The organism is Novosphingobium sp. FG137 (genome assembly GCF_057809735.1).
The window spans coordinates 41102-55213 of sequence record NZ_JBMDKN010000004.1; the positions used below are offsets into that span (position 1 = coordinate 41102).

Sequence of the window (14112 nt, forward strand, 5' to 3'; positions counted from 1 at the left end):
GAGCTGTGTTTTCAAGTTCCCATTGGGCTTTGTTTATGTTATGTTCCATTCCATTGAAGGTTTGATTAGGTGCCCCATGGACAACACTGACAACCACCAGAATGCTGCTCCCGCAAATCAGGGATGGGCTGGCCTCAGGGAGCTGGACAAGGCACTCGCCGAAGGCCGCCTGACCGAGTATCGGATCAAGAAGGCTTGGTCGGATCCACTTGTGCGGCTTTTCGGCATTGGAGTGGGCGTGATCTTCGCAGCCTACATCTGCTTTGTTATCTACTGGGACCTCATTCGCCAGTAGGTTGCTTACGAGTTCTGGCTTTCTTGGCTGCGTGAGCACTGGCACCATTCGCATCATGCGTGATGTTTTCCAGCAGGTTCCTCTGCCCATCGATCCGCTGCTTTCCCGCGCTCTGGGCCTGCTGAACCTCATCGTGAAGTGAACGGCTGACCATATTCGGCAGGCCAATTCTTGCCTGACGGTCAATGCTGTCGGGCTGCTGGACGCCGGGGCGCGCCACGGCGGGAGCTACCGGCAAGGCAAGCTTGCCTCCTACATCGTCACGAACCTCCTCTGCATAAACCTCAACAAACTTGCGTTGCAGCGTTTGCCCGGCTGCGCTGAGTTGGAAGCGCGTATCGTCGAACCGGGCATCGCCGTAGAAATCGCGGTTCCGCTCAATCTCGGCCATGCCCCAGTCGCGATAGGCCTGACTGATGTTGAGGTTGCCCGTGGCGTTGCGGCTGGCGAAGAAGGACGCCTGGTTTTCGAGCCGGTGCGCTGTCTCCTCTGCGCTGCGGGCCTCTCGGGACGATGTTTGGGCTTCGGTTATGCTGGAGTTGAGGCCACTTGCCCTCGACGATACGGCAGAGTTGCTTGAGGTGGAAACCGTCCGAAGAAACCCGTCGCGGATGCTCGACCAGTTCCGGCTGTCCGACATCTGCTTGAGGCTGCCGATGATCCGCGAGCGATCCACAGACGCGATGCCGGTATCGCTGGTTGTCCAGGACTGATTGCGACCACCTTTGACGCCGACTGAGCCGCTGAAGATGCCCGCTTTGCCGGAGGCACCACCGCCGGCATCACCATTCAGGAACCACGCAACCGAGATGTCATCCGCCGCTCGCCGTGACAGCCCAAACTGGCGTTGCAGACTGGACGATGCCTGATCGACTTCGCTGTAAGCGGTCTGGATGCTGTCCGAGGTTGTGTTGCCTTGCGCGGTCTCGCTGCCGCGGGCGCCGCTGAATTGCTGGCGCAGTTCGCGGAACCGCGCGACGGCATTGCTGGTCGATTGGGTTGCGACATTGGCTAGGGTCTCGCTGCGGCTCTTCGCCTCGGTAGCCATGGTCGCAAGGCGCGAGGAGAACTCCGTCCCAAGTGTCGGTGTGAACGGGTAGCTCGAATTGGGCACTTGATCGTAGGCCGCGTCGGGGAACGAAGATGTGGCCGCACCGCCTTCGCTGATCGTGCGGGTCTGCGGGGCGCCATAGGCAAAGCTTGGCGCCACGGTCCCTTGTGCGAACTGGCGCGTGAACACGTTCGAGTTGTCGATGCTCGAGTTGCCGAGCGAGACATTACCGGTGCTAGCCTCGCGCGCCGCTTCCTCGGCAGCGTTCTGGCTGGGGTTGAGGTAGGAGGTTGCCTGCGACGAAATCGCCATCGCGCCCTTGGCGACACCGCCCGCAAGGAAGGGCACAGACGCGATCAGGTAACCGGCCAGCAGGCTGATGTCCGCGTTGACGTCGGCCATGCCGGTAAAAGTGGCTAGGCTGAGCCCCGATCCGTTTGCGACAGCCGCCATATCGGAGGCGCCCTTGGTCATCAGGACCATATGGAGAATGACAAAGAGAGGACCCCAAGCCGCGAGATAGAAGAAGCCGGTCAGGTAGCCCTTGAGCGCCGTGGGCCCCGTGCGGGGAAGCAGAAACAGCGGAAACAGCACCGGAAACAGCGCGTAGAACAGCACGGTCAGGACGATATTGAGCAGCGGAACCCACTTCATGGCATTGCTGGCGATCGAGCCGTAAGTACGCTCGGTCTGGATGTCCGCGCGGGTCTGGGCGTAGACATCGATGCTCGAGGCCCCGCTGTTCCCTGCAAAGCCGTGCATGGCCTGCGCCATCGCGTTGATCGTCAGCGTCTGCTTGAAGATCTGCGAGGCATTGGCCGAAACGCCAGACAAGTACTGGAAGGCGACCGGTAGATCAGCCAGCAGCTTGGCCTTGGCGAGCGCTGCGGTCTGGTGCGGATAGAGCTGGTGGCCAAATGCCGTGGTCATGGCTGTTACGAGGACGGTCCATTGACCGTTCAGCGCGGTGTAGGCCTCGCGGCATGTCAGGATCGTCGCTGTGACTTTGCCGCTGGCCGCATCGCGGGTGAGGAACCGCTGCGCTCGTGCCGGGCTACCCGGGCCGATCGTCGTCCAGATGTCGGTGCTGTTCGCAAGCGTCTGCATCGATACCCGGCCCAGCAGCACATCGTAGAAAACGCATTGCCGGAAATGCTCATCGAGATTGGCGGCGAACTCCGGATCGGAGATGCGCAGGCCCCGCGTCGCCTCAAACAGGCGCGCGCCGTAGACCATGCCGTTCTTCGAGTAATTGAGCTGCGGCGGCAGCGCGAACACGACTTCGGCCGAGCCAGTGAGGTAGTCACCGACCTGGCTCGTGAAACTCGCCATGAGCGCAAGGCCGAGCGGCACATTGCTCACATTGGCGGGCGCAAGGCTGGGGTTGATGCGGTCGGTGACGTGGACGTCGAGCCGCGGCACCATCAGGCAAGTGTACATGAGCGTGGCGCCGAGGAACCAGTTGATCCACGCGCGCCAGTCTTGCCCGAATGCGAGCGTCAGCGCCGAAAGCCCGAGCCCCATGACCATCACGACCTGAAGCAGGCCCTTGTAGCCGCCATTGCCGGTCCAGGCGGCAACCGCCCGGAACACCGCGACGAGGTAGTCACCGCCGCCGATCGTGAAGACTTCGACCATGGAATGGGGTCCCTGATACAGGCAGGACGCCATAGGGCGCCCGCACGCGTGAGGTGTCAGTGAGTGAGCACGCGGGTCTCGACAGCGCGCGACCAGTCGAGCGCGGCGGCCATGCCGGGCGACATCTGGCTGGCGAGCAGGTTCTCGATGAAGGCCGTCTTCTCGATGATCTGCATGATCGCCCCGACTTTGGCCTGGGTGTTCGCCTGCCGGTCGGCGAGCGCCTGACGGACCACGTTCACCTGGCCCTGCCACAGCGCGATCTTGGCCTCGTCGGCACCGATGAAGCTTGCCATCGAGCGGCTGGATTCGCTGACGATGCGGTCGAGCACCGCAAAGAGCAGGTCGACGCTGGCAATCTCGGCGAGCGTCTGGCGGTCATCGGTTGGCATGCCGCGTCCATAAGCGGCCTGGACGGTCAGGATCTTGTAGAGCGGGATCGAGGAGACCTGCAGCAGTTCCTTCTGCGCCGCCGTGATCGCTGTGTCGTCGCGGATCGCCTGGACCATGCCATCGATCAACGCTGCAATGCGCGGGCGCAGCGCTTTGGACGTTGGCACTGAGAGCGCTGCAAGGCCGGGGTTGAGGCACTGGTCGGGCTCGTCGCAGTGGAAGATCTTGACCGCGCTGCCCGAGCTGCCGTCGAGAAGCGCCGAGACCAGGGTCGAGGAAGCATCGCCCGCCACGGGAATGAACTTGCCCGCGCTGTCATCCTTGGGCGGCTGGTAGATCACCGTGCCCACCAAAGTCATGGCATATTCAGCGAGTTCCTGGTCGGACTTGCCGCCCGGCGAGAAGAAGGCGGACTTCTTGAGAACGGTCCAGGTGTAGTTTCGCGCCACGCCCGGATTGACGTCGGCGAAGCTACCGTCGGCCTTAGCCGTGGTGCTCGCCCGCTCGCCACGCGTACCGCAGCCATGCTTGGCGGCGGCGTAGTCGGTGAAGATGCCCTGGCTGTTGCCGATCGCCTCGCAGACCGCCTTGTCGGCAAGGTCGCCCTTGGGCCAGACGCCGCCAACGAGGCCCTGCGCCATCTCGCACGAGTTGATGCTGAGGTTGTTCATGAGCTGCGCCTTTTGGGCGAACTCCTGCATGATTTTCGAGCATTCCGGGCAGACAGTGTCGATGGCGAGGCTGAAGGCAAAGCCGACCGCATTGTTGGCGACGGCTTTGAGCATCGCGACGATCTCGCTCGCGTTGATGAAACTGAATGAGCCCGCAAACAGGTCGATGCCGCCGCAGCCGGCGCGGGCTTTGGGCAATTGGAGGTTGGCGATCGAGGTCGTCTTCTGCGGGAAGCGCATCCAGACATTGCCGAGGCTGTAGTAGCCGGCCGACTGGCCTTGGAAGGCGGTTGGGCCGCTCACGTTCGACGCGCCGCCGACATCGTTCAGGAACGAGTCCATCGAGCTGCCGACATTGGCGGAGACCGGAGCGGGTATCGGGGCGAGCGGGAGGGCGAGCGCCATGATCGCGGCGAGCAGGCGCTGGGATCTAGTAGTCATGGCCGGCTTCCTTGGTGGTGAGGAGGTAGATGCGGTCCTGCAGTTCGTCGGCCGACATCACGCCGTAGCCGATCGGGATCGCGCGGTGCGCCGCGGCATCCCACAGGACCACGGCGGGCGTGATCCCGGGTTCGAGGCCCATGCGGGCGCGCTGGTTGGTCTCGGCGATGTAGCGCGGGAAATCGGGCGAGGGCCCGCCGTCGGTGGAGATCGCGCGTACCTCGATCGCCCAGGTTGCCGCGACTGAGCGCACGATTGGCGACATCACTGAACAGGCACCGCAGCTTTGCGCGAAGAAGTAGAAGAGGCCGTAGCGCTGAGAGAGATGCGCCATCACGCTGTCGCGCTCAGCTTTGCGGGCATCCTGCCACTGGCGCTTGCCGAGCGTCGAGACCGGCCGCTGGAGCGTGTAGTCGAGGTCGGGGTCCTGCCAGATCGAGCGCTGCCAGACATCGCTGAACAGCGAGGCGCGGTCGAGCTGCGCGCGCTGGAAGCGGATATAGGCTGTGACGTTGGCCGGCGTTGGCTCGAGGATGGCGCGGGCCTTGAGCTCGCGCAGCTGAGACGTGATCGTCTCCAGGCGCTGTGTGGCCGAGGTGTCCGGAACTGCCTGCGTCTGCGGCGCCTCGGGCGGCTTGGGCCTGGTGCAGTAGAACCAGTACCCGAGCCGACGCTCCTGGCAATAGAAGGGATCGTCGCCCGATGTTTGTGCAGTTGGTGTCGGATCGGCAGCATGAGCGGCCAGCCCGGACGACAGGATCAGGCAAGCGCCGAGAGCGGCCATGTGCAGGGCGCGGTCAATGCGATGCATGGGCATAGTAGGCCTCGATTTTCTGCTGGAGATCACTGGCAGCCTGGAGTTCATCGGGCAGGCGCGCGGCGTCGGTGAACTCGGCATAGACTTCGCTGAAGTCCATTTTGGACAGATCGAGCTTCGCGAACTCCTCGACGGTGAAGCCAGCGCAGCTTTCTTCCTTGGGCGGGGCCCAAGGCTTGTTCAGCTGGGTGCGGCCCTGTTCCTGCAGGATGCGCGAGAGCTTCGATTCAAAGCAGCAGTAGACCTTGCGCTTGGTGAAGCAGACACCGAGGAAGCTCGACGCACAGTAGGTGCCGACATAGTGGCACAGACCTTTGGTATCGCGCTGATGGAGCAGCATCTCTTCGCGGCTGCAGCCGAGCGCGACGAGGAGCTGGATGCCCGGGATCAGCGGGAAACCCTTGCCTTTGCAGCAGTTCAGAATGCCGAAGACCTTGGAGGCGCAGCTGGCGCGCTCACCCTCGAACAGCTTCAGGTTTGCGGGATCGAACTCGCGGCGGGCCTGGTTCATGGCATTCAGCGCAACCGCCGCATCCTTGAACTCGGTGTTGGGCTGGCGGTCGATCGTCTCGCAGGACCCGTCGATGCAGTAAATGTCGCCGTCGCAGATGAACTGGCTGGGATCGGTCTTCCGCTCGGGCACGGGGCAGTCGTAGACCCGCTCCCAGGTCCGGCAGGGCTCGTCAGTCAGGCAATCGGCGCGCACAAAGCGGCAGCCGGGATTTGCTTCCAGCTCCGAGCAGTCCTGCTTCGCCGCGTAGGCTGCACAAGTATAACTGCGCTCCCAGCCCCAGCAGGGCCGGGTTATGGACAAGCCGCCGACCGTGCGGGTGACGGGATCGCTGTCGGTGCAGGTCTCGCTGTCCTGCGTGCAGTCGCTGTCGGCTGCGAGGCCCGCGCAGGCGCTCTCGTCGCGCACGGTATCAACCGTTGTACCCGGCCTGACGGCCACTGGCGTGAAACCCGCCACCTGCTCGGTGCAGGTGAACTCATCGACCGGATCACCGGGCTCGGTGCAGCCCCCGCCGGCAAAGGTCTTGTCACGTTGCAGGCACGGGCCGGGATGCGTGCCGGTCTTGCGGCATTGTGGGCCGATGAAGGCCGAGCAGTCACCACCGGTCGAGCAGAAGTAGAGGTAGGTGGATGCATCGCGCAGCTGCGGGGTCAGGCGAACCGTGCAGCTGCGGTTCTCGGCAGTGGCCGTGAAACCGGTGTTGCAGGTCGCGATGTAGCGTGCCGCCGCGCTGGTGGATGGGGGGAGCGGGACGCAGCGCCCAGCAGTGCCGTTTCCGCCCATGCCGCTCGCATACGTCATCGGATCGCCGCTGATCGTGCGGCTGCGGGCGATTGTGGCATCGAGATCCACCGGCGCGAACCTTGCGCGGTGTTGCAGGGAATCGCGCACTGTCCGGTAACCCGCATGATTATTGCTCTGGCTTGCAGCTTCGTGCGCCATGCGATCGGGATCGGCAAAGTAACCCGATTGCGCAGGCGTCCCGTTGTACCCCGGAATGCGTGTCGCATCGGGCGCAGTGGTCGCAGCGGTCTGGGCAGCAGCGGCCTTGGCCGCGCCGAAGGCCTTACCATCGGCGCGAGCCGCGTCGGGGCTGCTCTGGGCCAGTACCGGCAGTGCGGTCATGAGCAGCAGGAGGGTGGCTAGGCGGCGGATCATCGCGCTCGCTCCTCGAGCCGCGCGCGATATTGGGCCGCGAACTTCGCGCCGGGACCACCACCACCCGCTATCGTGTCGAGCGCATAGGCCGCGGTGACATTGCCGCTGATCTTGTCGAACGGCGGGACATTTGTCGTGCAATCGAAGCCGTCGCAGAGATCGAAGTCGCTGCTGGCGACCACATAGGTCGGCACCGTCTCGATCCCGAAGGCGCGGAACAGGCGCGGATCGATCCCGACCCCGTCACGGCGCTCGCCGGGCGCAAGCACGCGCGACAGCGCGGCAGTCATGGCCTGGGCGCTGCCGCGCGTCAGCCCGCGAAACACCACCACGCCGCCCGCGCGCGGTACGTCGTCCATCATCGCCTTGAGCGCGGCCGGCGGCATTGAGGTACTGGCAAAGGCGATGAACCGCGGCGCCTCGCCAAGGTCTGCTTTCGCTATGGTTCCGGCATCCGCAACCATGCCATCGAAATCGAACACATCGCCGGTCTTGCCGGTCTGAAGTCGCGGACTTGCCGCCAAACGCGCACCATTGGCCTGGCCTTGCTCCGCAGTGCCGGTGGCCGAGGCGCTGACCGCTTTGGCGCGGGCCCGCGCGGTCGTAGCGAGAGCCTCGGCTTCGCTAGCCTGTTCGCCTGCACGCGCGCGAATAGCCGCGACATCGATATCCGCCGGTACGCTCTGCGCGAGCGCGCCGCCGAGCGCGGATGTCATGATAAGACCCGTGAGCGCCCAGGTGCGAAGGGAGAGGGAGGGCCGGCGGCTCATAGGGCGCAGCAATTGCGTTTGCGCCAGACGAGGTAGCCCATATCTTCGCCGATCGCGGGATAGACCTGTCCTGCCGACATGAAGGTGGTCGAGGCGCCGATGGGGGCGCAGGCATAGCGGCCGCCGGTCTGGGGATTGGGGTTGGTCGCCTGGAAGCGGTACTGCTGCTTGCGCATGACCGGCATCAGGTATTTGCCGCAGAGGCCCTTGCCGCCCATCGTACCCCAGGCGACGAGCTCGCGGTGAAGCTTGTAGGCAAAGCGCGCGAGCGCGAGGCGCGAGGCCTGAACATGGCCGATCGTCGCCGAGATGTTGCCGTTCAGCGGGTACATCGTGCCCTGGCAGCCGGCGCACCAGAACAGATCATCGCTTGGGAGCTTGGTGGTCGCAGCAACGCAGTCGGCGGCGCAAGCGGCGAGCGCGAGCGGATTGGCGAAAAGCACGGCTTCGGGGTTGATGATCGCTGTGAGTTCGCTGTCTTGCCACAGCGGATCGAGCTCAGTGATATAGAGAATGTCGACCGAGCCTTGCTCGAGGCAGAGGAAATCGGCGGCCAGTTCCATCCAGTAGATCAGCGGGTAGGCGTACCAGTGGATATGCCACTGCGAGGCATACTGCGTCGCGCCGCCAACCGCCGAAGGTCCGGCCATGGTCTTGAAGCCGATGTCGAACCCCGGGTCGAGCTTGAGTCCGCCGAGATTGACGAAGCACCAGGGCTTCATGCTGACATCGGCAAGCCGCACGGGCTCCCAGAAGCCCATGGCGATGCCGGGGCGCAGCCCGCACAGGCAGACCGGGAGCGCAGGATTGCTGGTGTCAGGCCGGCTCGACGGCCAGATCTTGAGCCCGCCGATCGAAATCGGGAACAGGCACGACCAGCAGATGTCGGTGATCGGGTTCACGAAATGCCCGGTGCAGCGCCCCGGTCCCGAGGAAGCGGCGGCGGGCGATGGCGCGGCGGTGATGGCAAGCGCCAGACCTGCCGCAGCCGCAAGCGCGTGACGGACCAGTGAGCGAAGCCGCGTCATGAAGGCCTCCCTGGTGCCGCCTTGAGCGCCTGCTCGGTGATCTGGAGCACGCGGCCCTTTTGCTCGACGACGGCCGGCACCGCGCGGATGCCGAAATGCCGCACGAGCGTTCCGCCCTGGTCGAAGTAGAAGCGCATTTGCCGCGCCTTCATCAGGGCCAGCGGCGCACCGGAGACGAGGATCACCTTGGGCCTCCTCTTGCCGAACGTGGTGGCCGCCCAATCGAGCGCGGCCGGATCGTCGCCATCGACAAACACGAGCGGACTGCGCAGCGGCACGGTGTCGAGCGGATTGACCCTGGTGCCGCGAGCGATGATGACCGCGCCGCGTGCGTCCCGGATATCGGCGCTGACGGTGATTGTCGGATCGAAGGCCCAGGTCCGTGTGGCTGAAGCAGCGGCAAGACCCGGGACTGGATCGGGCCGCTGGACTTTGGCCTCAGTGCGGCGCTGAAGCGCGGCATTGAGCCGCGCGGTCTCCCCGCTCGCTTCGAGGCGGGACAGGCGGGAGTGGATCTGCTCGAGGAGATCAGGTTCGGCAATGCCCCAGACCGCGCCATGCTGGCCATAATCGCGGGCATTGGCCGGACCGCCACTTGCGCACAGGGCGAGTGCCAGAACCGGGACGAGCGAGGGAACGGGGCGATGGCTCACAGGATCGCCCTCCCGGTCCCGAGGATACGGGGACGGCAGATCCACCCGATCGCAGCGTAGCGGCTGTCGAAGCCGTCCTTGTGCGCGGTGCCGACAAAGTAGCAGCCCTTGGGGATCGTGCCGGTGGGGCCGAGTGCGAGCGGCTCGCCGGTGCGGGTCATCGGCTTGGCGAGCGCTACGGGCACGCCGTCGACGAAGAATTGCCGTCCCTCTCGGGTCACCTGCTGTCCCGGCATGCCGAGCACCCGCTTGCCGAAGAGCCCCGGCTCCTTGCCGAAGTGCCGCTCTAGCAGCTCCGAGCGCGGTGGAACGAAGAGCACGAGGTCGCCTCTGCCGGGCTCGGCACCGCGCGTCAGCCAGATCGCCCAGCAGGGGAGCGATGGGCTCGCGTTCACGAGCAGGGCATGGGCGCGCGCAAAGTCGCTCAGTCCGCCTGCGCCTATAAGCGCGAGGCCGATGCCGGCGGCCAGCAGCAGGTTACGACCGCGTTTGCCCCAGCGCCCGCTTGTGTGGTGGGACAGGTCAGCGCGCGGCACGGGCGAGGTCCCCCATGCGCCGCGCGACATCGGCGCGGACGGTTTCGGTCATGTCGGGCACGCCGCCCGCGATCACGGCTTCGGCGACCAGCACCGTGCGGCCGTCGCGGCCGAGCCGCTCGACCGAGGCTTGCACAGCCTTCAGATAGGCCTCGACCTCGCCGCGGGTCTGTTCGGGCGGCCGGCCCGAGCGGGCCTCGGCTTCGACAAAGTCGCCCATGATCCGCGAGAGCTGGACCGTCACGACCTGGCGCTTTTCGAGGGCGAGCAGGCTGCGCGTGGCCCAGACGCCCCAGAGCGTGGACAGCGTGAGGCTGACCCCGAGCGCTGCCGTGCTGAGCGTCCTGCGCCAGGACAGGGATGGCGCCGATAATGTTGCCAAAATGTTCCTCACTTTTCACTCTCCGAAAGGCCTGCCTGCACGGCATCGAGGAAGGAGGGCAGCCGCCAGATCGCAATCAGGGTGGCGAGGCCGAAGAGCCCGAGCGCAGTGCCCTGGTCGAACGCGGCGCGCGCGTTGTGGTCAGCGGCGAGATAGTGCGCGGCGAGGTTGTCGAGGTGGAGGAACAGCCGCTCGGGATCGCCGCCCGCCAGCATCAGGAAGGCGAGCAACGGCAGCCCGAGCACCATCAGATAGATCGCGCCGAGAAAGGCACCGGCCTTGACGAGGATGTACCAGAGGTCGGCCAAGTACCGCCGCGCGGGCGGCGGGTTATCGCCCGCCGAAGTTGCGGGAACCGGAAGGCCAGGCGGCGCCATGTCAGCGGCTACGGGGGCCGCGAGATGGTCGAACGGCGTAACAAGATAGAGAGGCATGGGTCTGTCCTTGGTTTGGGGAGTGAGGGGATGCGGCCGGCCTAGGGCTGGTCCGGAAAGGCGATGCGAGCGATGGCGTCGGCGAGCTGGTGCCCGCGCGCGATCTCGGCATCGATGTCGGCGACCGTCTGGGGCGAACTCGAGAACAGCGTCGCCGAATAGGGATCGAGCACGAGCCGGCCGATCGCCTCGACTTCGGGGCCTTTGATGAAGACCTCGGAGTAGGCCGAGCCTTCGCGCTTGAGGCTGCGGATCAGCGTCTCGGTGCGGTCATCCATGTCGAGCCGCTTGGAGTTCCGGAAATCGGCGATCGTCTCGGGCTTCTGCTGGAGGATCAGCATCCAGTCGCTGTTCTCGAGTGCGGCGGTCGCGCCGTCCGACTTGTAATAGTCGTTCAGCGACTGGGTCGCGGTCGCCAGCGCGCCGCCGTACTTGCGGCACGTGCGGGCATAGGTCTCGACGAAGGTCCCCATCGAGCCGCCCTTGAGCAGCGACCAGGCCTCGTCGATCAGCAGCAGCTTGCGAACCGAGCGCGGGCTCCGCGTCATGGCCTGGCTGGTCATGAACATGATCGCGCTCAGAACCACGCTGCGCAGATCCTCCCGTGCGGCAAGGTCCGACATCTCGAACACCGTGAAATCGCTTGAAAGGTCGAGCGTCGCCTCGCCTTCGAAGAAGGCGCCATAGGTGCCGCCCGCCATGTAGGGCGCGAGCGCCGTAGCAAGATCGCGTGCAAGCGGGTGGTCGAACGCCTCGAGCGCGGCACCGACGTGGGTCACGCTGGCGGCGGAACCGTGCGCGGTCCAGACCTCGTTGACCGCGCGGTCGATCAGCCCGCGCTCGGTATCGCTGAGCGCTGCGCTGTGCCGCGCCATCTGCCCGATGATTGCCTTGACCATGCCGAAGCAATCGAGGCGGTAGTCCTCGTCTTCGGCCGCGCGGCCCTCATCGATCATCGAGAAGGGATTGAGGCAGAAACCCGAGGCGAGCGTGAACTCGACGAACCGCCCGCCCTGAAGCCGTGCGGAATGCTCGAAACTACGGCCATCGTCGATCACGACGACTTGGGCGCCGGCCCCGCGCAGCGCCGCGCACATTTCCTGGAGCAGGACTGACTTGCCCGAGCCCGACTTGCCGCAGATCGCGACATTGTGATTGCCCGCGCCGTTCTCGAAGGGCGACCAGTAGAAGGGCTGACCGCGCCGTCCGACGAACAGGAGGTGGGGCACGGGGCCGCCGAGGTACTCGCCCTGGACCGGTGCGATATTGGCGGCGGTGGTCGAGAGCAGCGTGCGGAAGCGGTGCAGCCGCTCCATGTCAGTGCCGAGCCCATCGGCGAGGGTGAGCGGCATGGCGGCGAGCAGGCCCTGGATCTGGAGATAGCGCTCGTCGGCAAGGTCCCAGCCTGCCGCCTTGTAGATCGACTTGACCGCGCGCTCGTGGGTGTCGCCAAGCCCGAGCGGAGAATACGTCGTGACCCCGTAGAAGACCCGCACAAGGCGGCGACCTTCCTGGAGTTCGGCCTGGACCCGCGCCCATTCTGCCGACTGCTCGCCAATGCGCGGCAGGAACCGCGCGCTGCGGGTATCGGCAAGGCTCGTCGTGCGCATGAACTTGTAGCCCGCGCGCGCGGCTGCTGCCTCCTGGTCGGGATAGACGAGGCAGAGCATGGTCGCGGCCGGACAGGGAAAGCGCAGCTTGTCGGTGAAGAGATCACCGATCAGCCGCGCGCATTCGTGCGGCGCCCAGCGCGGCGGATAGGCGCGCACGGCAAAGTGGCGCAGATCGAAGCGGTCGGGATAGACTTCGCCGATGACCGGCGTGCCGTCCGCCATCTCGCCGGTCGGGCGGAAGCGCTCTGTGGCGAGCAGCAGCCGGTCTTCGCGCACGACGAGCTCGATATCGCGGCGGATGGCCTGCGCCGCGATCGGGTCCTCGGGATTGTAGGGAACCGCGTCCCCCTGCGGCGCGGTGGTCGGCGAGGTGAGGTCGTCGATCAGCGCGATCAGGCCCTCGGGCTCGAGTTCGGCAACGCCGAGGCCGAGCGACTTCAGCATGGCGACGAGGCCTTCGCGGACCTGGACCAGTTCCGGCGCAGAGACCGACTTGTGTTCGGGTACACCAACGGAAACGAAGACCTGATGATGCCGGGCGTGGAAGGGCGCTTCGTCCGATCCCGAGCGCCAGACCATCTTGTAGAGCTGGCGGGCGCGGTGCCGGGCAATGGCTTCGTAGATCCCGCCCTGGAGGTAGCGCGGCGCAAACCAGGGGCCGACGATGCGGCTGATGCGCGGGGAGGCGAGATGCAGGATCTGCAGGCAAGCACCGCCCGGCAGCCCTTCGGAGAAGAACGCGCCGAGGATCTCGGCGGTGCGCTCGTCAGCCCCGATCAGCGGCGTGACGCCCAGCACAAAGCCCTTCGAGCGGGCATTGAGATAGAGCCGGTGGCGCGGATCCCACACCCGGTAGGGCAGCCAGTCCGAAAGCATGTCGAGCATGAGGCGGGGGCGTGCGGCTTCGGTGTGTTCGGCATCGCCGGTAAGCCCGCCGAGCATGGCATCACGAAGGGTGCGGAACGAGAGGCTCACGGGCGCGGCTCCTTGGGCGAATCGGTCTTGGCAGCGGCAGCACGGCGCGCGGCATCGATTGTGGCGGCCGAGGGGTACTGCGGCGGATCGAAGGAAGGCCGAGAGGTCCGATCATGCGGGGTGGCGGGCATGTCGGACCCCTCAGCCACCGGCGCGGGGACGCCGGGTATTGCCTCGCCAACCGTGGAGGGGAGGGCCGATGGCGAGGCAATCTCGAAGTGTGGTGTGTCGTTGGGGTTCGTTGCGAGGCCGATATCCGCAGTGACGGGAGCGGCCTCAGCATCGGGGGCAGACTTGGCGGCAGCCTGCGCTGCCTTGAGTTGCCGGCCGATCTGGCGAGCGATCGGTGCGGACGAAGGCGGGCTGTTCGCACCAAGCTCGGCAGCCCAGTGCGGCGCTTCGATCACGGTCCAGGCGACCGCTTCGTCATGAAGCGTCCCGCTCTCGTCAATATGCGCGGGGAACACCACGCGCAGACGGCGCTCCGCCGTTCGGGCGGGATCATCGCCGCCCACTGGCGCCGCGATCCCGGCGCGCTGGCGCGCCGCGCTGAAGCCGCTATCCGGATCAGGCGCGGCAATCTCCTTGGTCGCGCGCTCGTCGATCGCGCGCGAGGGCGCACAGGTCCCGCTCGGTGCGCGGCAGGTGAACTGGCCTTTGACGTTGGTGCCGAAGCCGACGCAGCCAGCGAGCGACAGGCAAAGCGGGGCGAGGGTGGCGGCGAGGCGCAAATGGTGCGACAT

Annotated in this window: 13 protein-coding genes; 1 reads left to right on the forward strand and 12 read right to left on the reverse strand. The window is 65.9% G+C overall.

All coding sequences use genetic code 11. The annotated features are described in order from the left end of the window. Positions 1–76: 76 nt before the first annotated feature. A complete protein-coding gene (locus tag ACODS2_RS12205; protein ID WP_488999059.1) occupies positions 77–295 on the forward strand; it encodes a hypothetical protein in 219 nt (72 codons plus the stop codon). Here the strand turns inward: ACODS2_RS12205 and ACODS2_RS12210 are convergent. From ACODS2_RS12210 to ACODS2_RS12265, 12 genes are read right to left on the reverse strand one after another with little or no spacing between them, the layout of a single operon-like run. Continuing rightward, the gene (locus tag ACODS2_RS12210) at positions 282–2984 is read right to left on the reverse strand and encodes a conjugal transfer protein TraG N-terminal domain-containing protein (protein WP_488999060.1); all 2703 of its coding nucleotides are present in this window, start codon (positions 2982–2984) and stop codon (positions 282–284) included. The two genes, ACODS2_RS12205 and ACODS2_RS12210, sit on opposite strands and share 14 nt — an antisense overlap. Positions 2985–3040: 56 nt before the next feature. Continuing rightward, the gene (locus ACODS2_RS12215; protein WP_488999061.1) at positions 3041–4489 is read right to left on the reverse strand and encodes a conjugal transfer protein TraH; all 1449 of its coding nucleotides are present in this window, start codon (positions 4487–4489) and stop codon (positions 3041–3043) included. Next, a complete protein-coding gene (locus ACODS2_RS12220) occupies positions 4479–5306 on the reverse strand; it encodes a conjugal transfer protein TraF (RefSeq protein ID WP_488999062.1) in 828 nt (275 codons plus the stop codon). The genes ACODS2_RS12215 and ACODS2_RS12220 overlap by 11 nt, the downstream gene beginning before the upstream one ends. After that, a complete protein-coding gene (locus ACODS2_RS12225) occupies positions 5287–6978 on the reverse strand; it encodes a conjugal transfer protein TraN (protein WP_488999063.1) in 1692 nt (563 codons plus the stop codon). Before ACODS2_RS12225 ends, ACODS2_RS12220 begins: the two co-directional genes overlap by 20 nt. Further along, positions 6975–7694 carry a type-F conjugative transfer system pilin assembly protein TrbC gene (gene trbC, locus ACODS2_RS12230; RefSeq protein WP_488999064.1) on the reverse strand — a complete coding sequence of 240 codons (720 nt, stop codon included), beginning with the start codon at positions 7692–7694 and terminating at the stop codon, positions 6975–6977. The genes ACODS2_RS12225 and trbC overlap by 4 nt, the downstream gene beginning before the upstream one ends. 50 nt (positions 7695–7744) lie before the next feature. Continuing rightward, complete coding sequence (traU, locus tag ACODS2_RS12235; RefSeq protein ID WP_488999065.1) at positions 7745–8776, reverse strand: conjugal transfer pilus assembly protein TraU; 1032 nt, start codon at positions 8774–8776, stop codon at positions 7745–7747. Next, the gene (gene traW / locus ACODS2_RS12240) at positions 8773–9429 is read right to left on the reverse strand and encodes a type-F conjugative transfer system protein TraW (RefSeq protein WP_488999066.1); all 657 of its coding nucleotides are present in this window, start codon (positions 9427–9429) and stop codon (positions 8773–8775) included. Before traW ends, traU begins: the two co-directional genes overlap by 4 nt. After that, positions 9426–9965 (reverse strand): S26 family signal peptidase, encoded by a 540-nt coding sequence (locus ACODS2_RS12245; protein WP_488999067.1) that lies wholly within the window; start codon positions 9963–9965, stop codon positions 9426–9428. Before ACODS2_RS12245 ends, traW begins: the two co-directional genes overlap by 4 nt. After that, entirely contained in the window at positions 9952–10347 is a 396-nt protein-coding gene (locus tag ACODS2_RS12250; RefSeq protein WP_488999068.1) for a TrbI F-type domain-containing protein, read from the reverse strand. The genes ACODS2_RS12245 and ACODS2_RS12250 overlap by 14 nt, the downstream gene beginning before the upstream one ends. Positions 10348–10355: 8 nt before the next feature. Continuing rightward, on the reverse strand, positions 10356–10781 hold the full coding sequence (locus tag ACODS2_RS12255; protein ID WP_488999069.1) for a hypothetical protein: 426 nt from the start codon (positions 10779–10781) through the stop codon (positions 10356–10358). Between the two features lie 41 nt (positions 10782–10822). Continuing rightward, on the reverse strand, positions 10823–13369 hold the full coding sequence (gene traC / locus ACODS2_RS12260) for a type IV secretion system protein TraC (RefSeq protein WP_488999070.1): 2547 nt from the start codon (positions 13367–13369) through the stop codon (positions 10823–10825). Beyond that, the gene (locus ACODS2_RS12265; RefSeq protein ID WP_488999071.1) at positions 13366–14112 is read right to left on the reverse strand and encodes a conjugal transfer protein TraV; all 747 of its coding nucleotides are present in this window, start codon (positions 14110–14112) and stop codon (positions 13366–13368) included. Before ACODS2_RS12265 ends, traC begins: the two co-directional genes overlap by 4 nt.

Coding starts and splice junctions, on each gene's coding strand:
- ACODS2_RS12220 (WP_488999062.1), bottom strand. CDS start 5,306: ATGCCCATGCATCGCATTGACCGCGCCCTGCACATGGCCGCTCTCGGC.
- ACODS2_RS12255 (WP_488999069.1), bottom strand. CDS start 10,781: ATGCCTCTCTATCTTGTTACGCCGTTCGACCATCTCGCGGCCCCCGTA.
- trbC (WP_488999064.1), bottom strand. CDS start 7,694: ATGACATCCGCGCTCGGCGGCGCGCTCGCGCAGAGCGTACCGGCGGAT.
- ACODS2_RS12225 (WP_488999063.1), bottom strand. CDS start 6,978: ATGATCCGCCGCCTAGCCACCCTCCTGCTGCTCATGACCGCACTGCCG.
- ACODS2_RS12205 (WP_488999059.1), top strand. CDS start 77: ATGGACAACACTGACAACCACCAGAATGCTGCTCCCGCAAATCAGGGA.
- ACODS2_RS12215 (WP_488999061.1), bottom strand. CDS start 4,489: ATGACTACTAGATCCCAGCGCCTGCTCGCCGCGATCATGGCGCTCGCC.
- traU (WP_488999065.1), bottom strand. CDS start 8,776: ATGACGCGGCTTCGCTCACTGGTCCGTCACGCGCTTGCGGCTGCGGCA.
- ACODS2_RS12210 (WP_488999060.1), bottom strand. CDS start 2,984: ATGGTCGAAGTCTTCACGATCGGCGGCGGTGACTACCTCGTCGCGGTG.
- ACODS2_RS12265 (WP_488999071.1), bottom strand. CDS start 14,112: ATGTCGCACCATTTGCGCCTCGCCGCCACCCTCGCCCCGCTTTGCCTG.